We start from the raw sequence: 25,591 nt of genomic DNA, 5'->3' as shown, positions 1-25,591 counted from the left end.
ACGGCCATGCCCGGCCCCTCAACTACCCGCCGGTAAGGCCTAGGCTCGAACCATGCGCCGAGCGAAAATCGTTTGCACCCTGGGGCCCGCCACCGACTCGTACGACCAGATCAAGGCACTGGTCGAAGCCGGAATGGACGTCGCCCGCTTCAACCTCAGCCACGGCACCTACGCCGAACACGAGGAGCGCTACCACCGCGTACGCAAGGCCGCCGACGAGACCGGCCGCAGCATCGGCATCCTCGCCGACCTTCAAGGCCCGAAGATTCGCCTCGGCCGCTTCCGCGAAGGCCCCGTACTCCTTGAACGCGGCGACGACTTCACGATCACCGTGGAAGACCACGAGGGCGACCGCACCACCTGCGGCACCACCTACAAGGGCCTCGCCGCCGACGTCACCACCGGCGAACGCATCCTCGTCGACGACGGCCGCGTCACCCTCGAAGTCACCGCAGTCGACGGCCCCCGCGTCCACACCCGCGTCGTCGAAGGCGGCATGGTCTCCGACCACAAGGGCCTCAACCTCCCCGGCGTCGCCGTCTCCGTCCCCGCCCTCTCCGAAAAGGACATCGACGACCTCCGCTGGGCCCTGCGCACCGGCGCCGACATCATCGCCCTCTCCTTCGTCCGCAGCGGCCGCGACATCGAAGACGTCCACCGCATCATGGACGAGGAAGGCCGCCGCCTCCCCGTCATCGCCAAGGTCGAGAAGCCCCAGGCCGTCGACGCCATCGACGACATCGTCGCCGCCTTCGACGGCATCATGGTCGCCCGCGGCGACCTCGGCGTCGAAATGCCCCTCGAACAGGTCCCGATCGTCCAGAAGCGCGCGATCAAACTCGCCAAGCGAAACGCCAAGCCGGTCATCGTCGCCACCCAGATGCTCGACTCCATGATCGAGAACTCCCGCCCCACGCGCGCGGAAGCCAGCGACGTCGCCAACGCGGTCATCGACGGCACCGACGCGGTCATGCTCTCCGGCGAGACGAGCGTCGGCCGCTACCCCATCGAAACGGTCCGCACGATGGGCCGCATCGTGGAAGCCGCGGAGGAAGACATCCTGGCCAAGGGCCTCCCGCCCCTCACCGAACGCAACAAGCCCCGCACCCAGGGCGGAGCCGTGGCCCGCGCCGCCGCCGAGATCGGCGACTTCCTCGGCGCGAAGTTCCTCGTCGCCTTCACCCAGTCCGGCGACACCGTCAAGCGCCTCTCCCGCTACCGCTCACCCATCCCCCTCCTCGCCTTCACCCCCGACCCGGCGACCCACGCCCAGCTCACCCTGACGTGGGGCGTGGAGACCTTCCTGGGCCCGCACGTCGACTCCACGGACGCGATGGTCGCCCAGGTCGACGAGGAACTCCTCCGCATCGGCCGCTGCAAGAAGGGCGACACGGTCGTCATCACCGCCGGCTCCCCGCCCGGCGTCCCCGGCTCCACGAACCTGGTCCACGTCCACCACATCGGCGACCCGGTCACCCGCACACCCTGACCCTCGTTCAGGACTTGGGCCCGACGCGGAGGTCCATGAGGGCGACGGAGGCTTTGCGGGCGACGGAGATGTTGTAGGGCTTCCCGTTGCGGGTGCAGTGCGTCCACTCGACGCCGATCGCCTGCTGCCACGGTTCCAGGCTGATCGTGCGTTCGTGCTTTCTGCCGGGCCCGTGTTGAGGGAACAGGCACTTCCAGTGCTTCGTGTACGACTTCACCTCGGTGCACCCCTGCCGGACCCGCCGACCGACCCTCGGTGTGGGCATCACCTTGCGCATCGCTGCTTCCGCCGCGTCGATCAGAGCCGGCCAGGACGTGCTGCAGAAGATCGACAGATGGTGCTGCTTCCGCTTCGACGTGATGTGGCCGTCGCCGAGGTAGAGGCCCAAGAGATAGGCGTACGCGGGCGCGTCGAACGCGTGACGCGTGCAGACGGGGCAGTCCGTGGGGCGCTCGAACCGGACGCCGCGCTTTCGGCGGTCCTCCGAGAGCCACCAACCGACTGTCCCGCGTGGCACGTTGAGACGTACCGCGACGGTCCGGTTGGTGAGCCCCTGGCGGAGCAGGGAGAGCGCTTCGCCGCGAATCGAAGGGTTGTGCTGTTCCATGCCTTCAGGCTGGCCGCGTCATGTTCCGCGCGAAGGGAATCGTAGAGGCGTTCACTGCGACGAGTGAAGATCGCCAAGCTCCCACGAATCCTTGGAATCGAAGGTCAAGTGCCCCGGGTGGGATTCGAACCCACGCTGTATGGTGTTTGAGACCACTGCCTCTTCCGCTGGGCTACCGGGGCCCCTTCGAAACGAAGGTCAGTGGCAACCTGCTGTGTCTCAAACATACAGGACCTAGGTAGGCTCATGTAGCAGTACCTGCCCTGCAACGAGGAGCCCCCGTGACCGCCCCCGAGTCGCCCCAGCCCGCCGACGACGCCGCTGACGCGTCGCACGTTCCGCCGCTGACGACCCGTGTCGTCATCGCCGAGGACGAGGCCCTCATCCGCATGGATCTCAAGGAGATGCTCGAAGAAGAGGGGTACTCGGTCGTCGGCGAGGCCGGCGACGGGGCGCGGGCCGTCGAGCTCGCTCGGGAGCACCGGCCCGACCTCGTGATTCTGGACGTGAAGATGCCCGTCCTGGACGGCATCTCCGCCGCGGAGAAGATCGCGGGTGAGTCGATCGCCCCCGTCCTCATGCTCACCGCGTTCTCGCAGCGCGACCTCGTCGAGCGGGCGCGGGACGCCGGGGCGATGGCGTACTTGGTGAAGCCGTTCAGCAAGAGTGACGTGGTGCCGGCGATCGAGATGGCGGTGTCGCGGTTCGCGGAACTGCGGGCGCTGGAGAAGGAGGTCGCGGACCTCTCCCAGCGGTTGGAGACGCGGAAGCTGGTGGACCGGGCGAAGTCGATTCTGCAGACGCAGTACGGGCTGACGGAGCCGGCCGCGTTCCGGTGGATCCAGAAGACGTCGATGGACCGGCGGATGTCGATGCAGCAGGTCGCGGAGGCGGTCATCGAGGACGCCGAGGAGAAGAAGGCGGCCAAGGGCGGTCAGTAGCACCGCGTACGTACAAAGGAGAAGGCCCGCCCCACTTCCTTGTGGGGCGGGCCTTCTGTCCGTGGGGCGGAGTGCGCCTCTTACTACTCCTCGCCGAGGTACGTCTTGCGTACGTCGTCGTTGACCAGGAGGTCCTGGCCGGTGCCGGAGAGCTTGATGGTGCCGACCTCCAGGACGTAGCCGTAGTCCGCGAGGGACAGGGCTGCCTGGGCGTTCTGCTCGATGAGCAGGATGGTCATGCCTTCGGCCTTGAGGGTGGCGATGGTCTCCATGATCTTCTGCATCATGATCGGGGAGAGGCCCATGGAGGGCTCGTCGAGCATGAGCAGCTTGGGCTGGGACATGAGGGCCCGGCCCATGGCGAGCATCTGCTGCTCACCGCCCGAGAGGGTGCCGGCGGCCTGCTTGCGACGTTCGCCCAGGATGGGGAAGAGGTCGTAGGCGCGCTGGATGTCCTTTTCGATGCCGTCCTTGTCCTTGCGGAGGAAGGCTCCGAGCTGGAGGTTCTCGGCGATGGTGAGCTTGGGGAAGATGTGCCGGCCCTCGGGGGAGTGGGCCATGCCGAGGGAGACGACCTTGTGGGCGGGGATGCCGTTGAGGACCTGGCCGTCGAAGGTGATCTTCCCGCTGGCGGGCTTGATGAGGCCCGAGAGGGTGCGCAGGGTGGTGGTCTTGCCGGCTCCGTTGGTGCCGATCAGGGAGACGACCTGGCCGGCTTCGACGGAGAAGGAGATGCCCTTGACGGCTTCGATCTTGCCGTAGGCGACCCTGAGGTCCTCGACCTCGAGAAGTGCGGTCACTTGGTGTCTCCTTCGGTGGTGCTGTCCGCTGCCGGAGCGTCGGCCTCGGGGGCGTCGGCTTCGGGGGCCTCCGCCTCCGGGGTGTCGGCTTCGGTGGCCTCCGCCTCCGGGGTCTCGTCGGCGGGGGCCTCGGAGGCCGGGGCCTCGTCGGCGGAAGCGGCTTCCGCCTCCGCGTGTGCCTCCGCCGCCTCGACCTCGGCGACCTCCTCCGCGCCCGGCGCGCCCTCGAACGGCGTGCCGAGGTAGGCCGCGACGACGCGCTCGTCGCCCTGGACGACCTCGGAGGTGCCTTCGACGAGCTTTTCGCCCTGGACGAGGACCGCGACCCGGTCGCACAGGTTGAAGATGAACTTCATGTCGTGCTCGATGACGAGGACGGCGATGCCCTTGTCGCGGATGGCGAAGACGAGTTCCTCGGTGGCGCGGGTCTCGTTCTGGTTCATGCCGGCGGTCGGCTCGTCCAGGAGGAGCAGGCCGGGGTCGCTGGCGAGGGCCCGGGCGATCTCCAGCTTGCGCTGCTCGCCGTAGGGCAGGTTGCGGGCGAGGTGTTCGGCCTTGTGCTCCAGGCCGATGAACTGCAGGAGTTCCATGGCCCGTTCGCGGGAGGCGACTTCCGCCTTCTTGAAGCCGGGGCCGCGCAGGAGCGCGGACCAGAGGCCCTCCTTGGTCCGGGTGTGGCGTCCGACGAGGACGTTCTCCAGGACCGTCATGTTGGAGAAGAGGCGGATGTTCTGGAAGGTGCGGGCGATGCCGGCCTTGGTGACGAGGTGCGGCTTGGGCGGCAGCACCGTGCCCTTGTAGCTGACCTGTCCCTCGGTGGGGATGTACAGGCCGGTCAGGCAGTTGAAGAACGTGGTCTTGCCGGCGCCGTTGGGGCCGATCAGACCGACGATCTCGCCCTCGCGGACGGTGAGGTCCACGTTGCGCACGGCGGTGAGTCCGCCGAAGCGCATGGTGACACCGCTGGCGTCGAGGACCGTGGCGCCGGTGGAGGCCGCTGCCGTGTTTTCCGTGGTGGTGGTCGTCGTCATGGCGTTCACGCACCCGCCTTCGAGGTTCCGACGATCGGGTCGGCGGGCGGCCGCTGGTCCGGTACGTCGATCTTGTCGGCGCTCTCCTCGTGCTCGTGGTACTCGAGCTGGGCGCGCCGGTTGGGGATGAGGCCCTCCGGGCGGAAGCGCATCAGCAGGATGAGCGCGAGGCCGAACGCGAGGAGCTGGAAGTCCTTGAGGAAGGCCAGCTTCTCGGGGATGAGGAAGAGCAGCGCCGCGCCGAGGAGCGGGCCGCGGATGGTGCCCATGCCGCCGAGGATGACGGCCGCGAGGAGGAACGCGGAGTTCGGGGCGACGGGGCCGGCGAACACGTACATCTCGGGGAGGACCGTGCCCTGGAAGTGGGCCTGGACCGTGCCCGCGACGCCGGCGAGGGTGGCGCCGAGGGCGAAGGCGATGAGCTTGACCCGGAAGCCGTTGATGCCCATGGCGGTGGCGGCGGTCTCGTCCTCGCGGATGGCGACCCAGGCGCGGCCGATGCGGGAGTCCTGTGCCCGGCTGAAGACCAGGACGACGAGGACCATGACGAGCAGCATCAGCAGGTAGTAGTTGGCGTAGCTGCCGAGTTCCACGCCGAGGATGGTGTGGGTCTCGCCGAAGTCGTAGCCGAAGATGTTCAGCGCCGGGATGTTCGGGATGCCGTTGGGGCCGTTGGTGATCTGGGGTCCGTTGTCGCCGTCCATGTTGTTGACGGTGATGCGGAAGATCTCTCCGAAGCCGAGCGTCACGATGGCGAGGTAGTCGCCGTGGAGCCGGAGGGTCGGTGCGCCGATGATGACGCCGAAGATCAGCGAGGCGAGCGCTCCGATGATCATGGCGGCCCAGAACGGGAGCTCGATGTCGAGCGCGGAGGCCGTGGACCCGGAGACGAGGGCGGCCGTGTAGGCGCCGACGCCGAGGAACGCGACGTATCCGAGGTCGAGCAGGCCGGCCAGGCCGACGACGACGTTCAGACCGAGGGCGACCGTGGCGAAGATCAGGATCTGCACGGCGATCACGGTGAACGTGTCGGTGGTCTGGGTGAAGGGGAAGACGGCCGCGGCGGCGAAGGCCGCGACGGCGGCGATCTGCTTGTTCTTCGACGCGATGGCCGAGACCCGGCCGATGAGACCGGCCTTGTTGAGTCCGGCGGCACCGAAGCCCACGAGGAGCAGGTAGCCGATGAACAGCTCGGGGTATTCGGTGGAGATGCCGTAGGTGACGGCGTACATGCCGATCGCGAAGGCGACGACGATCAGCAGGATCTCGGCCCAGGAGGGGATCTCCTTGGGCTTCGCCGGCTTGCGGGAGTCGTCCTTGAGCGCGAACGCGGCCAGCGGGACGAGCGTGGCGACGGCGGCGATGAAGCCGCCGGGCTCCAGGTGGGCGAGGCCGCCGAGCTGGGCCGCGATGGCGATCACGGTGTACCAGGTGGTGCCGAGCACGCCGAGGGCGAGGAACTGCAGCGCCTTGCTGGAGCCGGCCGGGGTGAGCCAGCGCAGGCCCTTGACACCGAGCCCGGAGAGGGCGAAGAGCGTCAGGAGGAGGCCGCCGACGAGGGTGAGGACCTGGAGGCCGCCGGGGTAGCCGGTGACGGTGAGGTCGCCGGGGAATTCGGAGGTGTAGGTCCAGGCGAGGAAGGTGCTCGCGACGGTGACGAGGCCACCGGCGGCGACGATCCAGTGGAGGAGGCCGGGCGCCTTGGCGGCGTCGGTCTTGGCCGGCGTCGGGGACGCTGCGGGCGTCTCCGGGGTGTCCGGCGTCTCGGGGGTGGTGAGATCGGTCGTCATCGCGATCACGCCCTGTCCGCGGCGCGTTGTCCGAGCAGACCTTGTGGCCGGAACAGGAGCACCAGGATGAGGAGGGAGAACACCCAGATGTCCTTCCAGGCGCCGCCGCCGAACTGGGCCATCCCGGGGATGTGTTCGACGTAGGCGATGGAGAGGGTTTCGGCGAGTCCGAGGACGACGCCGCCGATCATGGCGCCGTAGATGTTGCCGATGCCTCCGAGGACGGCTGCGGTGAAGGCCTTGAGGCCCAGCAGGAAGCCCATCTCGAAGCGGATCTGGCCCTTGTCGAGGCCCTCGGCGACCGCTGCGACCGCGGCGAACGCGGCGCCGATAGCGAAGGCCATCACGATGATGCGGTCGGTGTTGATGCCCATCAGCTTCGCGGTGTCCGGGTCCTGTGCCGTGGCCTGCATGGCGCGGCCGCTGCGGCTCTTCGAGACGAAGAGGCCGAGGGCGAGCATGCACGCGGGGGCGGCGACGAGGACGAACGTGTCGGCGCGGGAGATCGACAGGCCGTCGAAGATCTCGAAGGGTCCGCCCTGGAACTCGGGGAAGGTGACCTTGCTCTTGGCGCCGGGGTAGAAGCCCCAGATGAGCTGCTGGAGCACGATCGACAGACCGATGGCCGTGATCAGGGGGGCGAGCCGGGGGGCGCCGCGCAGGGGGCGGTAGGCGAAGCGTTCGGCGGCGGTGGCGACGGCCACGGAGACGACCGCGCCGCCTATCAGCATGATGGGGATCGCGATGACGAGGGCAGTGCCCTCGGGCAGGATCGTGTATGCCGTGAGCGCGCCGAAGCCGCCGACCATGAAGATCTCGCCGTGGGCGAAGTTGATGAGCTGGACGATGCCGTAGACCATCGTGTAACCGATGGCGATGAGACCGTAAAGGGCCCCGAGGGCAAGGCCGTCGGCCAGCTGTTGCGGCAGTTCGTTCACCGCAGGGCCTCCGATGAGCGTGTCGGATATGACTCCGCGCGAGGGCGCTGTTTGCGCCCTCGCGCGGCTTGGTTCATTTGGTGCGTGGTGCTGTGCGGGGCTGTGCGGGGGTCAGTCCTGGAAGGTCTCGGACTTGACGTCGACCCAGGCGCCGTTCTTGACCTGGTAGACGGTGAGCTGCTTGTTGGTCGTGTCGCCGTACTGGTCGAAGGAGACCTTGCCGGTCACACCCTCGAAGGAGACCTTGGACATGGCCTCGGTGACCTTGGCGCGGGCGTCGTCGGGGAGCTTGCCGTTGTTGGCGGCGACGACGGCCTTGACGGCCTGGATGATGGACCACGCGGCGTCGTAGGAGTAGCCGCCGTAGGCCGCGTACGGGTCCTTGTAGCCGGCCGCCGAGTAGTCGGCGATGAACTTCTTGGCCGTCGGGAGCTTCTCGACGGGGAAGCCGACCGAGGTGGCGAGGTCACCGTCGTTGGCCTCGCCGGAGGCCTTGATGAACTCGGGGTCGTAGATGCCGTCGCCGCCCATGGTGGGGATCTTGGCGCCGGCCTTCTTGACCTGGTCGGAGAGGAGGCCGCCCTCGGGGTACTGGCCGCCGAAGTAGACGGAGTCGGCGCCCGAGCCCTTGATCTTGTTGGCGGTGGAGGAGAAGTCCGTCTCCTTGACCGTCACGGAGTCCGTGCCGACGACGGTGCCGCCGAGGCGCTTGAACTCGTCGGAGAAGATCGCGGCGAGGCCGGCACCGTAGGTCTGCTTGTCGTTGACGACGAAGACCTTCTTCTTGCCGGCGTCCTTGAACAGGTAGTTCGCGGCGAACTTGCCCTGGATGACGTCGGTGGTGGCGGTACGGAAGTAGGTCTTGAAGGGGCGCTTGAACTCGCCCTTGCCCCAGTTGTCGCCCTGGGAGAGGGACGGGTTGGTGTTGGCCGGGGAGACCTGGGTGAGGTTGGCCTTGTCGAAGTCGGCCTGCATCGACTGGGAGACGCCGGAGTTCAGCGGGCCGACGACGCCGAGGACGTCCTTGATGCCGACGAGCTTGGTGGCGTTGGCCTTGCCGGTGGCCGGGACGGCCTGGTCGTCGAGGGCCTCGATCTTGAAGGTGACGCCCGGGACCTCTTTGTTCTTGTTGGCGGTCTGGACCGCCAGGTCCACGGAGTTCTTGATGCCCTGACCCAGCGCGGACAGCGAGCCGGTGAGCGGCGCGTCGACACCGATGACGACGGTCGTGCCGCCGGCGGAGTTGTCGGACCCGCCCTTGTCGTCGCGCGAACCGCAGGCGGTGAGGGTGAGTGCTCCCGTGGTGACCACGGTGGTGAGGATGAGCAAGGAACGGTTGCGCACGATGAATCCTTTCCCTGGCGCGGCCCCCTCGAGCTGAGGCGGTGCCGTGAAGCGTGGAGCTGGAGGTGCCGTTTGTGAATGCCGGGCCGTACTGGGGATGACTGGGTGGTGCAGGGCCGTGCAGTGGACGCGCCCGGCGGCGCGGTGACTGGCCGTGACTCTAAGCGCAGGTGGGGGAGGTGGGGAGCGGGGAGGTCAGGATGTGACTGTCTTGTTATCGCGAGGGGGAGAGGAGGTGGACAGCGGGTGGGCAAACTGGGGCAAACAGGTCAGCAAGCCGGTGTTCACATAGTGAGAACGCCCAGTTCCGCTAAGGGGCTTGAGCAGACCATGCTCCTGTCGGCCCGCTCGCGGAGGTCTCCGGATATCGGACAGTCACTCAAACGTCAGCGGACGGAACGCTGAGTGCAGCGCTCCGCTTCCTCCTCGCACCGACGTCACGGAGCGTTACGGAGGGGGCTTCCAGTTCTCCGAGCTCCCGGTCGCGCCGTTCGCCGCCGCGCACCGTCTTCGGGTCTCCTCGTCGGTGAACGAGACCGCCGCTTCGCGCCCGGCGGCGCGCTCCTTCGCGCGGGCGAGTGCGAGGACGTCGTCGTGGATCACCAACTGCTCGTTGGAGAGCCCCTTCTGCTCCCAGTCGAGCCCCGCCCACTCGCTCCCGACCAGGGCTTCTTTGACCCAGTACGAGACGAGATCGACGCAGAGGTCCACGGGGGACCGGGCGGTGGGTGGAGGGGTGGCTGAGGCGGTGGTGGAGGGGCGGGCGTCGGGGCCCGCGCGGGGCTCGCCGTCGGTGCAGCCGGGGAGCGCGGCGAGGGCGCACGCGGCGCATGCGGCGACGCCGGTGCGGAGGGTGACGCGGAGGGCGGTCGTGACCGTCGTGCGCGCCGGAAGCCCCATGGCGGCGACGCTAGTGGATGGCCCGTGCTCGGCACAACGGGCCTTGATGCCGGGCGAGTTGGAGGGTTCGGAACATGGAACGGCCCGGGACGGTCATGGCCGTCCCGGGCCGCACCGGAAGCCCTTCGCGGGCTGGGGGCTCAGGCCCCGGCGCCGCTGCCGCCCGTGTTCGGGAGGTTGCCGGCGTCCTTGGCGGTGACCTCGCGGAGCAGGCAGGTGAGGCGGGCCGTGCAGACCCGCTTGTCCTGCTCGTCGGTGATCACGATCTCGTACGTCGCCGTGGACCGGCCGCGGTGCACCGGGGTCGCGACACCCGTCACGAGGCCGCTGCGGACGCCGCGGTGGTGGGTGCAGTTCAGGTCCACGCCCACCGCGATCTTGGAGATGCCGCCGTGCAGCATGGAGCCGACCGAACCGAGGGTCTCGGCGAGGACGGCGGAGGCGCCGCCGTGCAGCAGACCGTACGGCTGGGTGTTGCCCTCCACCGGCATCGTGCCGACGACCTTGTCCGCCGAGGCCTCGAGGATCTGCACGCCCATGCGGTTGCCGAGGTGGCCCGCCGAGAACAGGGCGGGCAGGTCCACGCCGAGCGCGGCGTACTCGTCGAGGACTTCCTGCGGGAACTTCACGTGCTGCTGCTCGCCCATCGGCCCGGCTCCGTTCGTCTTCGTACTGCGTACGTCGTCAGTGCGTGCCTGAGCAAACGCTTAGGCGAGGGGAGATTGTTCCAGACGGTCCCGGCCGTGGGGTGGTCACCCCCGGTAACGGCCGCCGGCCGCCCCGCCCCGGTCACCGGCCCAGGGCCGGTCCCCCTACCCCGCCGGCTCCAGCCGGACGATCACGGACTTGCTGGCGGGGGTGTTGCTGATGTCCGCCGTGGAGTCGAGCGGCACGAGGACGTTGGTCTCCGGGTAGTACGCGGCCGCGCAGCCCCGGGCCGTCGGATAGTGGACGACCCGGAAGCCGGGCGCGCGCCGTTCGACGCCGTCCTTCCACTCGCTCACGAGGTCGGTGTACGCCCCGTCCGCGAGGCCGAGGGCGGCCGCGTCCTCGGGGTGGACGAGGACGACCCGGCGGCCGCCCTTGATGCCGCGGTAGCGGTCGTCGAGGCCGTAGATCGTGGTGTTGTACTGGTCGTGCGAGCGCAGGGTCTGCAGGAGCAGCCGGCCCTCGGGGACCGTCGGGTACTCGACGGGCGCGGCGGTGAAGTTGGCCTTGCCGGTCGTGGTCGGGAAGCGGCGCTCGTCGCGCGGCGCGTGCGGGAGGGCGAAGCCGCCGGGGGAGGCGGCCAGGCGGGCGTTGAAGTCGTCGAAGCCGGGCACCACGCGCGCGATGCGGTCGCGGATCGTGGCGTAGTCCTTCTCGAACTCCTCCCAGGGCGTGGCCGATCCGGCGCCGAGGACGGCGCGGGCCATGCGGGCCACGATCGCGGGCTCGGAGAGCAGGTGCGGGCTCGCGGGCGGCAGGTTGCCGCGCGAGGCGTGCACCTGGCCCATCGAGTCCTCGACGGTCACGAACTGCTTGCCGCTGCTCTGGACGTCCTTGTCGGTGCGGCCGAGCGTGGGCAGGATCAACGCGCGCGTGCCGGTGACCGCGTGGGAGCGGTTCAGCTTGGTCGAGACGTGGACGGTGAGCCGGGCGCGGCGCATCGCCGTCTCGGTGACGTCGGTGTCGGGGGTGGCTCCGACGAAGTTGCCGCCCATGGCGAAGAAGACCTTCGCCTCGCCGTCGCGGAGCGCCTGGATGGAGCGGACCACGTCGAAGCCGTGGTGGCGCGGCGAGACGATCCCGAACTCCTTGTCCAGGGCGTCCAGGAACGCGGGCGCGGGCCGCTCGAAGATGCCCATGGTGCGGTCGCCCTGCACGTTCGAGTGGCCGCGTACGGGGCAGACGCCCGCGCCGGGGCGGCCGATGTTGCCGCGCAGCAGAAGGAAGTTGACGACCTCGCGGATCGTGGGCACGGAGTGCTTGTGCTGGGTGAGGCCCATGGCCCAGCAGACGATGGTCCGCTTCGAGGCGAGGACCATCTCCAGGGCCCGCTCGATCTCGGTGCGGTCGAGGCCGGTCGCGGCGAGCGTCTCGTCCCAGTCGGCGGCGCGCGCGGCGGCGGTGAACTCCTCGTACCCGTGGGTGTGTTCCCGTACGAACTCCTCGTCGACCGCGCCCGGGGTCTCCAGGACCAGCTTGTTGAGGAGGCGGAAGAGGGCCTGGTCGCCGCCGATGCGGATCTGGAGGAAGAGGTCGGTGAGCGAGGCGCCCTTGAGGAGGCCCTGCGGGGTCTGCGGGTTCTTGAACTTCTCCAGGCCCGCCTCGGGCAGCGGATTGACCGAGATGATCTTCGCGCCGGCGGCCTTGGCCTTCTCCAGGGCGGACAGCATCCGGGGGTGGTTCGTGCCCGGGTTCTGTCCGGCGACGACGATCAGGTCGGCCTGGTGCAGGTCTTCGAGAGAGACGCTGCCCTTGCCGATCCCGATGGTCTCGTTGAGCGCCGAACCGGAGGACTCGTGGCACATGTTGGAGCAGTCCGGCAGGTTGTTCGTGCCGAACTCGCGGGCGAAGAGCTGGAACAGGAACGCGGCCTCGTTGCTGGTCCGCCCGGAGGTGTAGAAGAGGGCCTCGTCGGGGGAGGAGAGGGCGGTCAGCTCCTCGGCGATGATCGCGAACGCCCGCTCCCAGGTGACCGCCTCGTACCGCTCGGCGCCCTCCGGCAGATACATGGGCTGGGTGATGCGGCCCTGCTGGCCCAGCCAGTACCCGCTGCGGTGCGCGAGGTCCGCCACCGGGTGCGCGGCGAAGAAGTCCGGGGTCACGCGGCGCAGCGTGGCCTCCTCGGCGACCGCCTTCGCCCCGTTCTCGCAGAACTCCGCCACGTGCCGCTTGTCGCCCTCGGGCCAGGCGCAGCCGGGGCAGTCGAAGCCGTCCTTCTGGTTGACCTTGAGCAGGGTCCGCGCGGTGCGCCGCACGCCCATCTGTGCCTGGGAGATCCTCAGGGTGTGCGCGACGGCGGCGAGGCCGGCGGCGGCGTGCTGTGGCGGCTCGACCTGCGGCGCGTCCTGGACCGGGTCGCCTGCGGGGGGCTTGCTGACCATCGCGCTCTCCCTTGAGCGGTCATGTGTGGCGTACGCCTTCGATCCTGTCACGGGCCACCGACAGCGTGTGCCCGAGGGCTGCTGTGGGCGGGATTGTCAGTGGTCCGTGGCAGGATCGTGTCCGTGGCTGATACAGCATCGAAGAAGACCGAAGAAACCCGTCCGCGCCTGCTCCTCATGGACGGGCACTCCTTGGCGTACCGGGCGTTCTTCGCGCTGCCCGCGGAGAACTTCACGACCGCGACCGGACAGCCGACGAACGCCATCTACGGCTTCGCGTCGATGCTGGCGAACACGCTCCGCGACGAGGCGCCCACGCACTTCGCGGTCGCGTTCGACGTGTCCCGCAAGACCTGGCGGTCACAGGAGTTCCCGGAGTACAAGGCGAACCGCTCGAAGACCCCGGACGAGTTCAAGGGGCAGGTGGAGCTGATCGGCGAGCTGCTCGACGCGATGCGCGCGCCGCGGTTCGCGATCGACGGCTTCGAGGCCGACGACGTCATCGCCACGCTCGCCACGCAGGCCGAGGCGGCCGGCTTCGAGGTCCTGATCGTCACCGGCGACCGGGACTCGTTCCAGTTGATCTCGGACCACGTGACCGTGCTGTACCCGACGAAGGGCGTCTCCGAGCTGACCCGGTTCACGCCGGAGAAGGTCGAGGAGAAGTACGGCCTCACGCCGCAGCAGTACCCGGACTTCGCGGCGCTGCGCGGCGACCCGTCGGACAACCTGCCGGGCATCCCCGGTGTCGGTGAGAAGACCGCGGCGAAGTGGATCAACCAGTTCGGTTCCTTCGCGGAGCTGGTCGAGCGCGCCGAGGAGATCAAGGGCAAGGCTGGGCAGAACTTCCGGGACCACCTGGAGGCGGTCAAGCTCAACCGTGTCCTGACGGAGATGGTGCGGGACGTCGAGTTGCCGAGCACCGTCCAGGACCTGGAGCGCGTGCCGTACGACCGCACGGCCGTCGCGATGGTCCTCGACACCCTGGAGATCCGTAACCCGTCGCTGCGCGAGCGGCTGCTCGCGGTCGACCCGGGCGCCGGCGAGGAGCAGGCCCCGGCGCCCGCCGCGGGTGTGGAGCTGGACGGTTCGGTCCTGGGCGCGGGCGAGCTCGCCCCCTGGCTGGCCGAGCACGCCACGAAGCCGCTGGGCATGGCCACGGTCGACAGCTGGGCGCTGGGCACGGGGAACGTGGGCGAGATCGCGCTGGCGGCCGCCGACGGCGCCGCGGCCTGGTTCGACACGACCGAGCTCGACGAGGCCGACGAGCAGGCCTTCGCCGCCTGGATCGCCGACCCGGACCGGCCCAAGGTGCTGCACAACGCCAAGGGCGTGATGCGGGTCTTCCCCGAGCACGGCTGGAGCGTCGCCGGTGTCGCCATGGACACCGCGCTCGCCGCGTACCTCGTCAAGCCGGGCCGCCGCTCCTTCGCGCTCGACGCGCTGTCCCTGGAGTACCTCGGCCGTGAGCTCGCCCCGGCGTCCGCCGCCGACGGCCAGCTCGCCTTCGGCGCCGACGACTCGGCGGAGGCCGAGGCCCTGATGACGCAGGCCCGGGCCGTCCTCGACCTCGGTGGCGCCTTCGAGGAGAAGCTCGGCGAGGTCGGCGCCCGCGAGCTGCTGCACGACGTGGAGCTGCCGACGTCCGAGCTCCTGGCCCGCCTGGAGCGGCACGGCATCGCCGCCGACCGGGCCCATCTGGAGGCCATGGAGCAGCAGTTCGCCGGCGCGGTGCAGCAGGCCGTGAAGGAGGCGCACGCCTCGGTCGGGCACGAGTTCAACCTCGGCTCGCCCAAGCAGCTCCAGGAGGTGTTCTTCGGCGAGCTGAACCTGCCGAAGACGAAGAAGACCAAGACCGGGTACACCACGGACGCCGACGCGCTGGCGTGGCTGGCCGGGCAGACCGAGCACGACCTGCCGGTGATCATGCTCCGCCACCGCGAGCAGGCGCGCCTGCGGTCCACGGTCGAGGGCCTGATCAAGACGATCGCCGCCGACGGCCGCATCCACACCACCTTCAGCCAGACTGTCGCCGCGACCGGCCGGCTCTCCTCCACCGACCCGAACCTGCAGAACGTGCCGGTGCGCACCGACGAGGGCCGGGCGATCCGGCACGGCTTCGTCGTCGGCGAGGGCTTCGAGTCCCTGATGACGGCGGACTACAGCCAGATCGAGCTGCGGGTCATGGCCCACCTCTCCGAGGACGAGGGCCTCATCGAGGCCTTCACCTCCGGTGAGGACCTGCACACCACGGTCGCCTCGCAGGTCTTCGGCGTCGAGCGGTCCGCCGTCGACGCCGAGATGCGCCGCAAGATCAAGGCCATGTCCTACGGCCTGGCGTACGGCCTGTCGGCCTTCGGCCTCTCGCAGCAGCTGAACATCGAGGCGGGCGAGGCCCGGGCCCTGATGGACACCTACTTCGAGCGCTTCGGCGGGGTACGGGACTATCTGCGCCGCGTCGTCGACGAGGCGCGCGCCACGGGCTACACGGAGACGATGCTGGGCCGCCGCCGGTACCTGCCGGATCTGAACAGCGACAACCGCCAGCGCCGTGAGGCCGCCGAGCGGATGGCGCTGAACGCGCCGATCCAGGGCACGGCGGCGGACATCGTGAAGGTCGCGATGCTGAACGTGGACCGGGCGCTCAACGAGGCCGGTCTCGCCTCCCGCATGCTGCTCCAGGTCCACGACGAAATCGTCCTCGAAGTGGCCCCGGGCGAGCGGAAGAAGGTCGAGTCCCTCGTCCGCGAGCAGATGTCCGCGGCCGCCTCGCTGCGCGCCCCGCTCGACGTCTCGGTCGGCGTGGGCGCGGACTGGGAGTCGGCGGCCCACTGACGGCCCGGATCGCTCACGGTTCCCGGCGCGCCGCCGGGGCCGTGAGCGGGCGCGGCGGCGCTTGCGCCGGTGCCGCGGCGCGCGGGTCCACGCCGGAGAGCTCGATCAGTGAGATCCCGGACGGGAGCGCTCCGGCTCACGACCCGCGGCCTCATGGGGCGACGCCGGACGCGGGCGCGCTCCGCGCAGCCGCATCCCCGCTCCGTACAGCAGAAGGCCGACGGCGAGCCCCGCGCCGCCGCCGAAGCAGGCCGTCGGAATGATGTCCAGGGGCGTCTCGATCCGCCCCCAGTACGCGTACCAGCGCAGGCAGCGGTGCACGATCCCGGCCAGGACGCACGCGCCGACGAGCCCGCCGGCCAGCCATCGGCCCCGGCGGCTCAGGACCGGCACCTCGGCGGGCGGGGTCGCCCCGCCGGGGGCGGCTCGCAGCGCCCGTACCGTGAACCACACCAGCAGCACGAGCGCCAGGGCCGATCCTCCGTACTGGAAGTACAGATAGACCGGGAAGCCGGCGATGATCTCGCCGAGGAACGGGAGCGCGCGGGTGCCCCAGCGGTCGAGATGGGTGAAGGAGTCCCACACCACGTGCGTCGAGGCGCCGAGCGCCGCCGACAGACAGAACCAGGTGGCCAGCGGCAGGACCGGCCGGCCGCGCCAGGAGCCGCCCCGGACGAAGCCGTACACCCGGCTCTGCCGTCGGGCCGGCAGCAGGGCCACCAGCGGCTCACGCACCATCAGCCACACGGCCACCAGCGCGGCGGTGATCAGCAGATCGACCGTCAGGATGCCCACGGGGGAGTGCGTGACGCTCCCGAAGAGCATCGCTTCCGGTACCGCGGTCGCCGCGAAATAGGTCATGTCGGGCGCGAACGATCCCGCCACGAGCGCGGAGGCGATCAGCGGTCCGCGTCCGGTGCCGTCGCGGCGGATGCCCGGCAGCACCGCGGCGGCATGGCTGAGCGTGAACGGCATCGGAACTTCCCCCTCGTGTCCGCGCCGGCCCCGGACGTCTCCCACGGCGGCGGTCGGCGGTCACGCCCAGTATGCGGGAGCGATCTCAACCGGACCGTGGGCGACCAAGAGGTGACGAAAGCGTGAAACACGGTCAGGGCGCGGTGTCCCGGGGCCGGTCGGTGACATAGGGTCGCCTGAGGTCTCGCGCGGGGAGCGCGGGTGCAGTCGAGGGGGAGGGACCATACGTATGGCAGCGCAATTCGGCCGCCGTCTGCGCAGGGGAGCCACGAGCGGTGCCGTCGTAGCGGCGGCGGTGGCGGCACTGGCTGCCTCGCAGGCGCCCGGCGTCGTGCCGCCTCCCTCGGACAGCGCGGCCGGGGACCGGCCGGTCGGTGCCGGGGATGCGACGCCGACCCCGCCCGACGGTTCGGCCACCGGCGACTCGCCGTACTACACCGACCTGCCCCCGCTGAACACGCCGAACAAGCCCGGCACTTCCATAGACCTGCCGATCATCACCGGCCCCGCGGAGGCCGGCATACCCGCGTCCGTGCTCGCCGCCTACAAGCGGGCCGAGCAGTCGATCCGCTCCAGCGACCCCACGTGCAACCTTCCGTGGCAGCTGCTCGCCGGCATAGGCAAGGTCGAGTCCGGTCAGGCGCGTGGCGGCCGGGTCGACGCCAACGGCACCACCCTCTCGCCGATCCTCGGCCCGAAGCTCGACGGTGTCGGCTTCGCGAACATCTCGGACACCGACAACGGCGCCTTCGACGGCGACACGACGCACGACCGCGCCGTCGGCCCGATGCAGTTCATCCCCTCCACCTGGGCGACCTGGGGTCAGGACGCCAACGGCGACGGCCGCAAGGACCCCAACAACATCTACGACGCCGCCCAGGCGGCCGGTATGTACCTGTGCGCCAACAACCGCGACCTCGCGGTCAAGGCGGACCTGGACCGGGCGATCCTCAGCTACAACCGCTCGACCGAGTACCTGCGCACGGTGCTCTCCTGGTTCGAGTACTACAAGCGCGGCACCCACCAGGTCCCGGACGGCACGGGCGTGCTGCCCGTCGACCGCAGCGACACCCCGAGCACCGGCCCCTCCTCGAGGCCCACGCCGACGACGCCCGTCACCCCGTCGCCCAGCCCGACCACGCCGAAGCCGAACCCGTCCAAGCCCGGCACCACTCCGCCGGTCACGCCGCCCGTCACCCCGCCGGCGGCCTCGAAGGTCGCCACGCTCAAGGACGCCGGCACCGGCACCCTGACGGCCACCGTCGGCAGCGTCTTCGCCGAGCGCCCGACGGTCGAGGCGCTGGACGCCGCGGGCAAGCCCGTCGCCGGAGTGGGTGTCCGCTTCGAGATCGTCGGCTCCACCGACGCCAACCTCGGTGGCGTGGCGAAGAGCGTCACCGTCCTCACCGGCCTCAACGGCCGGGCCGTCGCGCCGAACGTCCGGGCCGGCGAGCAGACGGGCACCTTCACGGTCCGGGCCACGGTCGTGGGCCGCAACACCGCGTCCGTCTCCTTCTCGGCGACCGTCACCGAGCGGCAGGCCGACCAGCTGGTCCGCGGCGACGCCACGGAGCTGACCGCCACCACGGGCGCCCGGTTCGCCGACCGCGTCCTGGTGAAGGCCACCCTCGACGGCGCCATCGCCTCCTCGGTGGGCCTGACCGCCACCATGATCAGCTCGGCGGAGGACCCGCAGCAGAACAGCAAGGGCCCGTACTTCAAGGACGCCGACGGCAACCCCGTCCGCACCCTCACGGGCCTGAAGACGGACGCCTTCGGACTGCTCACCCTCCCCGACATCTTCGCGGACGACCAGGCCGGCACCTTCCTGCTCCGGCTCACGGCGCCCGGCGGCGGCTCCGTGACCATCGAGCTCAAGGTCACCGCCCCGGCCCCGGAGCCCGAGCCGACGCCGACCCCGTCCTCCTCGCCGACGACCTGAGTCACCGCCCGGCAGGCGCCCCCCGACGGGCGCCGCGCCGCACGGCCGGTCGGTCCGCCGCCCTCCCGTCCACCCGGACGAGGGGGCGGCGCTCTGCGTTCTGAGTGCAACGTGTTCTCATCTCGGGCCCGCGTTGCTACGGTGCCCCAGCCCTGACGCCGCATCAGATCGAGCACCGGGAGGCCGACCATGCGCGCCCTCGTAGCCGCCGCCATCGGGCTGGTCCCAGTCCTCCTCGTGATCCTCCTCGTCTCCGCGGTCGACCTGCCGCCCGACGGGCCCACCTCGCCCAAGCCCCTCCTCACCGCCGACCCCGGCCCCAAGAAGTAGGAGGAGCTCCGTCCATGCGCCGCCGAGCCAGCCTCGTCCTGCTCGCCTTCGCGGTCTTCTTCGCCGCGATGGCCCCCACGCTTCGCTGGTACGTCTTCCCCCGCGTGGCGAAGATCCCGCCGAACCAGTACCAGGAGATCGTCCTGGAGGCGAAGCCCGCGACCCTCGTCGACTACTCGACCCTCACGGCCAAGAAGGTCGAGAAACTCACCATCATCCAGACCCTCAAGGGCAACGTGGAGGAGTCCAAGCGGATCGAACGCTCCGCCGGCCGCGACGTCGTCGTCTGGGACGCCCTCACCTACATCACCGGCCCCGACGGCAAGATGGTCTCCCAGATCCCCGAGCGCTACGTCTTCGACGCCCACACCCAGGACCCGGTCAACGCCACCGGCGCCACGGTCGACGGCGACAGCGTCCGGCGGGAGGGCATCGAGTTCAAGTGGCCCTTCCTCACCGAGAAGCGGGACTACCAGTACTTCGACGCCCGCTCCCGCACCACCTCCCCCATCCACTACAAGGGCACCCGCACCTTCCGCGGCATGGAGGTCTACTACTTCGAGCAGACCATCCCCTGGACCAAGGTCCCCATGCCGAAGACGATGCCGGTCAAGGGCATCACCCCCGAGATGATCAGCCAGTCGGGCATGTCCATCTGGTACACGACCAAGCGGATGTTCTGGGTCGACCCCGTCACCGGCGCCCCGGTCAACGGCGAGGAGATCCACGAGGAGGAGCTCCGCAACGACAAGACCGACTGGAAGGTCACCGCGTTCTCCGGCCACGTGAAGATGCGCGAGGACTACATCCGCGACACCGTCGAACTGGTCGACTCCAACCGGACCGTCATCCTGCTCGTCACCTCCTATCTGCCCTGGACCTTCCTCACCCTCTCCCTCCTTCTGCTCGCCCTCTCCCTCTGGCTGGAGGCGCGCAGCCGGCGCCCCGACCCGGACGGCCCCGCTACCGCTCCCTCCTGAGCCGCGCGCTGGTGTGCCGGGTCGGCTCCGCCCCGGCCGGGTCCTCCGGCCACGGATGCTTCGGATAGCGCCCGCGCAGCTCCGCCCGCACCGCCCGGTAGCCGTCGCGCCAGAACGAGGCCAGGTCGGCGGTGACGGCGGCAGGCCGTCCCGCGGGGGAGAGGAGATGGACCACGACCGGCGTCCCGGCCGCCACCCTCGGCGTCTCGGCGAGACCGAACATCTCCTGCAACTTCACCGCAAGGACCGGCTGTTCGCCGCCGTAGTCCACCCGTATCCGCGACCCGCTGGGCACCTCGATCCGCTCGGGCGCCAGCTCGTCGAGCCGCCCCGCCTCGCCCGTCGCCCACGGCAGCAGCCGCGTGAGCCCCTGCCCGGCGTCGATCCGGCCGAGGTCGGCCCGCCGCCGGGCCCGGGACAGCTCGGGCTCCAGCCACTCGTCCGCGCGGTCAAGGAGCGCCTCCTCCGAGACCTCCGGCCACGGATCACCCAGCACCCGGCGGAGGAAGCCGAGCCGCTGTCTCAGCTCCTGCGCCTCACGGCTCCACCGCAACAGCCCGAGCCCCTCCCGCCCCAGCCCGTCCAGGAGCGCCGCCCGCACGAGCACCGGGTCGGCCGCCTCCCTGAGCGGACGAGCGGCCAGCTCGACGGCGCCCAGCCGGGACACCGACCGGGCGACCACGTCCCCGTCCTCCCAATGCACCTCCTCGCCGGAAGCGAGCAGATGCCCGGCGGCCGCCCGGGCCACGTCCTCGTCCACCACGGCCGCTAGCCGCACCCGGGCCGTGGCGCTCCGCGCGGTCCGGTCCGCCACGGCGACGGCCAGCCACGGCGCCCGCCCGAGCCCCGAGCCCTCGGCGAGCTCGGCACCCGTCCCCGACACCATCAGGAACCCGCTCCCCTCCCGCGCCCGCGCCACCCGCTCCGGAAACGCGTACGCCGTCACAAGCCCGGCCACCACGTCCTCCCCGCGCCCGGCCGGAGCACCGCCCCCGGCCGGGATTCCGGCACCCCGCTCGTCGGCACCCCGGCCCGCGGGGCCCTCCTCGCCCGCGGCCCGTTCGAGGCGCCGTGCCTCCGCCTTCCAGCGCGCCCCGTACCCGTCGGCGCCCCGCCGCGCGGCGCGCCAGGCGGTCGCCAGGTCGTCCCCGTACTCCCGGGGCGGCTCCTCGCTCAGCAGGGCGACCACCTCGGCCGCCCGTCGCGCCCCGACCTCGGGCGCGCCGTCCAGGAGAGCCCGGGCCAGCCGGGGGTGCACCCCGAGCCGAGACATCCGTACGCCCCGCTCCGTGGCCCGGCCGTCCTCGTCGACCGCGCCGATCGCCGTCAGGACGGAACGGGCCGCCGTCAGCGCCCCGGCCGGCGGGCTGTCCAGGAGGGCGAGGCCCTCCGCCGAAGGGTCGCCCCAGCACGACGCCCGCAGGGCGAACGACGCCAGGTCGGCGATCTGGATCTCGGGGGAGGGGAAGCGGGCCCGGCGCCCGTCGTCCGCCTCCGCCCAGCAGCGGTAGACGGCACCGAAGGCCTCCCGCCCGGAGCGGCCCGAGCGCTGGGTCGCGCTCGCGATCGACACCGGCACCGTCGCCAGGGACCCGAGGCCCCGGGCGTGGTCCGTCCGCGGCTCCCTGGCAAGCCCCGAGTCCACGACGATCCGCACCCCCGGGACCGTCAGGCTCGACTCCGCCACGGAGGTCGCGAGGATCACCCGGCGCCGCCCGCCGGGCTCCGCCCCCTTCAGGACCGCGTCCTGCACCGCCGCTGGAGCCCGCCCGTGCAGCTGCAGCACCTCCGCGTCCAGGTCGGCCAGCATCCCCGCCGTCCGCGCGATCTCACCCGTACCGGGCAGGAAGCAGAGGACGTCGCCCGTGTGCCGTTCGCAGGCCAGCCGGACCGTCGCCGCGACATGGCGCAGGAGGGCGGGATCCACCCAGGTGCCGTGGGAGGGCCTGATCCCGGCCGGCGGGGCGGCGAAGTGCACGTGATACCCGTGCCCCTCGCCCTTCCCCCACACGATGGGCGCGGGATCGCTGCCTTCAAGGGTTGTGAGGAGCCGCGCCCAGGCCTCGGCGTCGCTCGTCGCCGACGCGGCGATCAGCTTCAGCTCCGGCCGCAGCGTCGCCCGGACGTCCACCAGGAACGCCATCGCCGTATCCGCGTCGAGATGACGCTCGTGGCACTCGTCGAGCAGCACCACGTCCACCCCCGCCAGCTCCGGATCACGCTGCAGGCGCTGGAGGAGGATGCCCGTCGTCACCACCTCGACGCGGGTCGCGGGACCGGCCCGGCGCTCGCCGCGCACCGAGAAGCCGACGGCCTCGCCGACCTCCTGGCCCAGCAGCCACGCCATCCGCCGGGCGGCCGCCCGCACCGCCATCCGGCGCGGCTCGGCCACCAGCACCCGCCGCCGGGGTCCGTCCCCTATGAGCCCCGCGAGCGCGAGCGGCACCAGCGTGGTCTTGCCGGTGCCGGGAGGCGCGTACAGCACCGCCGTGCCGCGCTCCTCGAGCGCGGTCAGCAGCTCGGGGACGGCATGGCGGACGGGGAGACGGTCGAGTGCGTCGTTTCGGATCACGCACTCAGTTTCGTACGTCACCGCCGGCGACGGGCCCGGCTGTCCACAGGCCCCGTCCGCTCATATGACTATTCGGATCGCCGTGGTGGCTATCCGGGTCGCCGTGGCTGGTCGTCCGGGCTATCCGTCCCGCTCGCACACGAAGATCGCCGTGCCCGGGATCAGGTTCCCCCGCAGCGGGGACCAGCCGCCCCACTCCTGGCTGTTCCACGCCGGCCACTCCGGCTCGACGAGATCGATCAGCCGGAAGCCGCCGGCCACCACGTCCCGTACCCGGTCGCCGATCGTCCGGTGGTGCTCGACATAGACCGCCCGGCCCTCCTCGTCCTGCTCCACATAAGGAGTGCGGTCGAAATAGGAGGCGGCGATCGACAGGCCCTCGGGGCCCGGCTCGTCGGGGAAGGCCCAGCGGATCGGGTGCGTCACCGAGAACACCCACCGGCCGCCCGGCCGCAGTACCCGGCGCACCTCGCGGAACACCTTCACCGGGTCCGCCACGAACGGCACCGCGCCGTACGCCGAACACGCCAGGTCGAAGGAGCCGTCGCGGAAGGGCAGCGCGCCCGCGTCCGCCTCGACCAGCGGCACGTCCCCGCCGATCCGCAGCGCGTGCTGGAGCTGTCGGTGCGAAAGGTCCAGGGCCACCGGCCGCGCGCCCCGGGCGGCCAGCCAGCGCGAGCACTGCGCCGCCCCCGCCCCGATCTCCAGGACGTCGAGTCCCTTCAGCTCCTCCGCCGGCCCGAGCAGTCCCGCCTCGGCCTCGTCGAGCCCCTCCGGTCCCCAGACGAACCGGTCGTCCCCGAGGAAGGCCCCGTGCTCGCTCTGGTACTCGTCGGCGTTCCGGTCCCACCAGCCCCGGCTCGCCCGGCTGCTCTCGGAGTCCCCTGCCGCGCGGCGGGTCGCCTCCGCCTCGTCGGCCCCGTCCGCCCCGGCGGCCTCTTCGGCGCTGCCCACGGGGTCGACTTCGTGTCCGTACTCTTGGTTCATCTCGCCCGTCGTTGTAGTTTGCGCACAGCGCCGCCGTGCGGGCCCCCTGGGCCACGATGGCCTGGGGAGAATCGAATTGTGCCGGGTATGCGGCGATCCGCCCCGCCTGCGCGCTTCGCGCATTGACCCGTCCCGGCTGCCCCCGTATGCTAAAGGTTGCGCTGCGGGCCTGCGCGCCTCAGACGGAGCAGGCCGCGCTCGCACGGTTGTATGTCCCCTCGGTTCGCGAGGCGCCTCCCTTCATCGGGAAAGGCGCTTCATAGGCTGTCCGGCTTCTTCGGTGCGATACGGGCTCTCGGCGTAGCAGTACCTACGACTTTCTGTCCGTAACCGGAGCCCTTTCCCACATGACGAGCAGCACCGAGACCACCGCCACCACCCCGCAGGTTGCGGTCAACGACATCGGTAACGAGGAAGCCTTCCTCGCCGCGATCGACGAGACGATCAAGTACTTCAACGACGGCGACATCGTCGACGGCGTCATCGTGAAGGTCGACCGGGACGAGGTCCTGCTCGACATCGGTTACAAGACCGAAGGTGTCATCCCGAGCCGCGAGCTCTCGATCAAGCACGACGTCGACCCGAACGAGGTCGTCAAGGTCGGCGACGAGATCGAGGCCCTGGTTCTCCAGAAGGAGGACAAGGAAGGCCGCCTGATCCTCTCGAAGAAGCGTGCCCAGTACGAGCGCGCCTGGGGCACCATCGAGAAGATCAAGGAAGAGGACGGCATCGTCACCGGTACCGTCATCGAGGTCGTCAAGGGTGGTCTCATCCTCGACATCGGCCTCCGCGGCTTCCTCCCGGCCTCCCTGGTCGAGATGCGTCGCGTCCGCGACCTCCAGCCCTACGTGGGCAAGGAGCTCGAGGCGAAGATCATCGAGCTGGACAAGAACCGCAACAACGTGGTCCTGTCCCGCCGTGCCTGGCTGGAGCAGACCCAGTCCGAGGTTCGCCAGACCTTCCTCACGACCCTCCAGAAGGGTCAGGTCCGCTCCGGCGTCGTCTCCTCGATCGTCAACTTCGGTGCCTTCGTGGACCTGGGTGGCGTCGACGGTCTCGTGCACGTCTCCGAGCTGTCCTGGAAGCACATCGACCACCCGTCCGAGGTTGTCGAGGTCGGCCAGGAAGTCACCGTCGAGGTTCTCGACGTGGACATGGACCGCGAGCGTGTCTCCCTGTCGCTGAAGGCGACGCAGGAGGACCCGTGGCAGCAGTTCGCCCGCACGCACCAGATCGGTCAGGTCGTCCCGGGCAAGGTCACCAAGCTGGTTCCGTTCGGTGCGTTCGTCCGCGTGGACGAGGGCATCGAGGGTCTGGTCCACATCTCCGAGCTGGCTGAGCGCCACGTGGAGATCCCGGAGCAGGTCGTCCAGGTCAACGACGAGATCTTCGTCAAGGTCATCGACATCGACCTCGAGCGTCGCCGGATCTCGCTGTCCCTGAAGCAGGCCAACGAGTCCTTCGGTGCCGACCCGGCGTCGGTCGAGTTCGACCCGACCCTGTACGGCATGGCCGCGTCCTACGACGACCAGGGCAACTACATCTACCCCGAGGGCTTCGACCCCGAGACCAACGACTGGCTCGAGGGCTACGAGACCCAGCGCGAGGCCTGGGAGACCCAGTACGCCGAGGCGCAGCAGCGCTTCGAGCAGCACCAGGCTCAGGTCATCAAGTCCCGCGAGGCCGACGAGGCCGCCGCTGCCGAGGGTGGCGCCGCCGCTCCGGCCGGTGCCCCGGCGGGCGTCTCCGGTGGTTCGTACTCCTCGGAGTCGGACGACAACTCCGGCGCCCTGGCGTCGGACGAGGCCCTGGCTGCCCTGCGCGAGAAGCTGGCCGGCGGCCAGAGCTGAATCAGCTCCGGTACTGCTAGGCACTAGCTAGCCAACGACGAGGCCCGCTCCCCTTCGGGGGAGCGGGCCTCCGTCGTTTCCGGGGCGCCCCCGTGATCGCGCCGGGGGCGCGTGCGCGTGCTCGCGCGCTGACACTCCGCTCACGAAAACCGGGACTCGGGGAATGCTCGTGGGCCGGGGAGCGTTCTTTC

At 70.5% G+C, this 25,591-nt stretch carries 19 protein-coding genes and 1 tRNA gene; 7 read left to right on the top strand and 13 right to left on the bottom strand.

All coding sequences use genetic code 11. The annotated features are described in order from the left end of the window. Positions 1-52: 52 nt before the first annotated feature. Positions 53-1,489, top strand: coding sequence for a pyruvate kinase (gene pyk, locus ACWCO8_RS33380; protein ID WP_362013968.1), 1,437 nt, complete (start codon positions 53-55; stop codon positions 1,487-1,489). Between the two features lie 7 nt (positions 1,490-1,496). Here the strand turns inward: pyk and ACWCO8_RS33375 are convergent, their stop codons facing one another. Then, entirely contained in the window at positions 1,497-2,096 is a 600-nt protein-coding gene (locus tag ACWCO8_RS33375) for a helix-turn-helix domain-containing protein (protein WP_451035345.1), read from the bottom strand. Positions 2,097-2,205: 109 nt separating this feature from the next. Beyond that, a tRNA-Leu gene (locus ACWCO8_RS33370) sits at positions 2,206-2,278 on the bottom strand. Between the two features lie 99 nt (positions 2,279-2,377). On the opposite strand from ACWCO8_RS33370, the gene ACWCO8_RS33365 reads away from it, so the two are divergent. Continuing rightward, the gene (locus ACWCO8_RS33365; RefSeq protein WP_451035344.1) at positions 2,378-3,037 is read left to right on the top strand and encodes an ANTAR domain-containing response regulator; all 660 of its coding nucleotides are present in this window, start codon (positions 2,378-2,380) and stop codon (positions 3,035-3,037) included. Between the two features lie 83 nt (positions 3,038-3,120). On the opposite strand, the gene ACWCO8_RS33360 is transcribed toward ACWCO8_RS33365, so the two are convergent. The 8 genes from ACWCO8_RS33360 to ACWCO8_RS33325 all read right to left on the bottom strand — a co-directional run bounded on the left by ACWCO8_RS33360 (position 3,121) and on the right by ACWCO8_RS33325 (position 12,929). Beyond that, positions 3,121-3,837, bottom strand: a complete 717-nt coding sequence (locus ACWCO8_RS33360; RefSeq protein ID WP_362013973.1) for an ABC transporter ATP-binding protein — start codon at positions 3,835-3,837, stop codon at positions 3,121-3,123. Beyond that, the gene (locus tag ACWCO8_RS33355; protein ID WP_451035343.1) at positions 3,834-4,868 is read right to left on the bottom strand and encodes an ABC transporter ATP-binding protein; all 1,035 of its coding nucleotides are present in this window, start codon (positions 4,866-4,868) and stop codon (positions 3,834-3,836) included. The genes ACWCO8_RS33360 and ACWCO8_RS33355 overlap by 4 nt, the downstream gene beginning before the upstream one ends. Before the next feature lie 5 nt (positions 4,869-4,873). Continuing rightward, complete coding sequence (locus tag ACWCO8_RS33350) at positions 4,874-6,658, bottom strand: branched-chain amino acid ABC transporter permease (protein WP_451035342.1); 1,785 nt, start codon at positions 6,656-6,658, stop codon at positions 4,874-4,876. Positions 6,659-6,663: 5 nt separating this feature from the next. Continuing rightward, on the bottom strand, positions 6,664-7,596 hold the full coding sequence (locus ACWCO8_RS33345; protein WP_451035341.1) for a branched-chain amino acid ABC transporter permease: 933 nt from the start codon (positions 7,594-7,596) through the stop codon (positions 6,664-6,666). Between the two features lie 111 nt (positions 7,597-7,707). Next, positions 7,708-8,940, bottom strand: a complete 1,233-nt coding sequence (locus ACWCO8_RS33340) for a branched-chain amino acid ABC transporter substrate-binding protein (RefSeq protein WP_451035340.1) — start codon at positions 8,938-8,940, stop codon at positions 7,708-7,710. 447 nt (positions 8,941-9,387) lie between these two features. Further along, positions 9,388-9,840, bottom strand: a complete 453-nt coding sequence (locus ACWCO8_RS33335) for a hypothetical protein (protein ID WP_451035339.1) — start codon at positions 9,838-9,840, stop codon at positions 9,388-9,390. A 140-nt stretch (positions 9,841-9,980) separates the two neighbouring features. Continuing rightward, positions 9,981-10,487, bottom strand: a complete 507-nt coding sequence (locus tag ACWCO8_RS33330; protein ID WP_451035338.1) for a PaaI family thioesterase — start codon at positions 10,485-10,487, stop codon at positions 9,981-9,983. Between the two features lie 165 nt (positions 10,488-10,652). Continuing rightward, positions 10,653-12,929, bottom strand: a complete 2,277-nt coding sequence (locus tag ACWCO8_RS33325) for an FdhF/YdeP family oxidoreductase (protein ID WP_451035337.1) — start codon at positions 12,927-12,929, stop codon at positions 10,653-10,655. A 123-nt stretch (positions 12,930-13,052) separates the two neighbouring features. Between ACWCO8_RS33325 and polA the strand changes: the two genes are divergently transcribed. After that, positions 13,053-15,764, top strand: a complete 2,712-nt coding sequence (polA, locus tag ACWCO8_RS33320; RefSeq protein ID WP_451035336.1) for a DNA polymerase I — start codon at positions 13,053-13,055, stop codon at positions 15,762-15,764. Between the two features lie 105 nt (positions 15,765-15,869). Here polA and ACWCO8_RS33315 read toward each other — a convergent pair whose 3' ends face one another. Continuing rightward, positions 15,870-16,739, bottom strand: coding sequence for a DUF4184 family protein (locus tag ACWCO8_RS33315; RefSeq protein WP_451035335.1), 870 nt, complete (start codon positions 16,737-16,739; stop codon positions 15,870-15,872). A gap of 229 nt (positions 16,740-16,968) precedes the next feature. Between ACWCO8_RS33315 and ACWCO8_RS33310 the strand changes: the two genes are divergently transcribed. The 3 genes from ACWCO8_RS33310 to ACWCO8_RS33300 all read left to right on the top strand — a co-directional run bounded on the left by ACWCO8_RS33310 (position 16,969) and on the right by ACWCO8_RS33300 (position 19,991). Beyond that, positions 16,969-18,681, top strand: coding sequence for a lytic murein transglycosylase (locus tag ACWCO8_RS33310; RefSeq protein WP_451035334.1), 1,713 nt, complete (start codon positions 16,969-16,971; stop codon positions 18,679-18,681). A 189-nt stretch (positions 18,682-18,870) separates the two neighbouring features. Further along, entirely contained in the window at positions 18,871-19,011 is a 141-nt protein-coding gene (locus ACWCO8_RS33305; protein ID WP_362013991.1) for an SPW_0924 family protein, read from the top strand. A gap of 14 nt (positions 19,012-19,025) precedes the next feature. Beyond that, a complete protein-coding gene (locus tag ACWCO8_RS33300; RefSeq protein ID WP_451035333.1) occupies positions 19,026-19,991 on the top strand; it encodes a DUF3068 domain-containing protein in 966 nt (321 codons plus the stop codon). On the opposite strand, the gene hrpB is transcribed toward ACWCO8_RS33300, so the two are convergent. Beyond that, the gene (hrpB, locus tag ACWCO8_RS33295; RefSeq protein WP_451035332.1) at positions 19,975-22,563 is read right to left on the bottom strand and encodes an ATP-dependent helicase HrpB; all 2,589 of its coding nucleotides are present in this window, start codon (positions 22,561-22,563) and stop codon (positions 19,975-19,977) included. The genes ACWCO8_RS33300 and hrpB overlap by 17 nt on opposite strands. A 120-nt stretch (positions 22,564-22,683) precedes the next feature. After that, positions 22,684-23,550 carry a class I SAM-dependent methyltransferase gene (locus ACWCO8_RS33290; protein WP_451035331.1) on the bottom strand — a complete coding sequence of 289 codons (867 nt, stop codon included), beginning with the start codon at positions 23,548-23,550 and terminating at the stop codon, positions 22,684-22,686. A 347-nt stretch (positions 23,551-23,897) separates the two neighbouring features. On the opposite strand from ACWCO8_RS33290, the gene rpsA reads away from it, so the two are divergent. Then, on the top strand, positions 23,898-25,400 hold the full coding sequence (rpsA, locus tag ACWCO8_RS33285; protein WP_019885395.1) for a 30S ribosomal protein S1: 1,503 nt from the start codon (positions 23,898-23,900) through the stop codon (positions 25,398-25,400). Positions 25,401-25,591 lie beyond the last annotated feature (191 nt).

The organism is Streptomyces sp. NPDC001927, assembly GCF_053594455.1.
The sequence above is the reverse complement of the archived record's forward strand: the minus strand, read 5'-3'. Positions and strand labels throughout refer to the sequence as shown.

Excerpts from the sequence above, each read along its gene's own strand:
- ACWCO8_RS33325 (WP_451035337.1), bottom strand. The coding sequence starts at position 12,929 with ATGGTCAGCAAGCCCCCCGCAGGCGACCCGGTCCAGGACGCGCCGCAG.
- ACWCO8_RS33305 (WP_362013991.1), top strand. The coding sequence starts at position 18,871 with ATGCGCGCCCTCGTAGCCGCCGCCATCGGGCTGGTCCCAGTCCTCCTC.
- ACWCO8_RS33310 (WP_451035334.1), top strand. The coding sequence starts at position 16,969 with ATGGCAGCGCAATTCGGCCGCCGTCTGCGCAGGGGAGCCACGAGCGGT.
- ACWCO8_RS33375 (WP_451035345.1), bottom strand. The coding sequence starts at position 2,096 with ATGGAACAGCACAACCCTTCGATTCGCGGCGAAGCGCTCTCCCTGCTC.
- rpsA (WP_019885395.1), top strand. The coding sequence starts at position 23,898 with ATGACGAGCAGCACCGAGACCACCGCCACCACCCCGCAGGTTGCGGTC.
- ACWCO8_RS33315 (WP_451035335.1), bottom strand. The coding sequence starts at position 16,739 with ATGCCGTTCACGCTCAGCCATGCCGCCGCGGTGCTGCCGGGCATCCGC.
- ACWCO8_RS33330 (WP_451035338.1), bottom strand. The coding sequence starts at position 10,487 with ATGGGCGAGCAGCAGCACGTGAAGTTCCCGCAGGAAGTCCTCGACGAG.
- ACWCO8_RS33335 (WP_451035339.1), bottom strand. The coding sequence starts at position 9,840 with ATGGGGCTTCCGGCGCGCACGACGGTCACGACCGCCCTCCGCGTCACC.
- ACWCO8_RS33290 (WP_451035331.1), bottom strand. The coding sequence starts at position 23,550 with ATGAACCAAGAGTACGGACACGAAGTCGACCCCGTGGGCAGCGCCGAA.
- ACWCO8_RS33300 (WP_451035333.1), top strand. The coding sequence starts at position 19,026 with ATGCGCCGCCGAGCCAGCCTCGTCCTGCTCGCCTTCGCGGTCTTCTTC.
- pyk (WP_362013968.1), top strand. The coding sequence starts at position 53 with ATGCGCCGAGCGAAAATCGTTTGCACCCTGGGGCCCGCCACCGACTCG.
- ACWCO8_RS33350 (WP_451035342.1), bottom strand. The coding sequence starts at position 6,658 with ATGACGACCGATCTCACCACCCCCGAGACGCCGGACACCCCGGAGACG.
- ACWCO8_RS33355 (WP_451035343.1), bottom strand. The coding sequence starts at position 4,868 with ATGACGACGACCACCACCACGGAAAACACGGCAGCGGCCTCCACCGGC.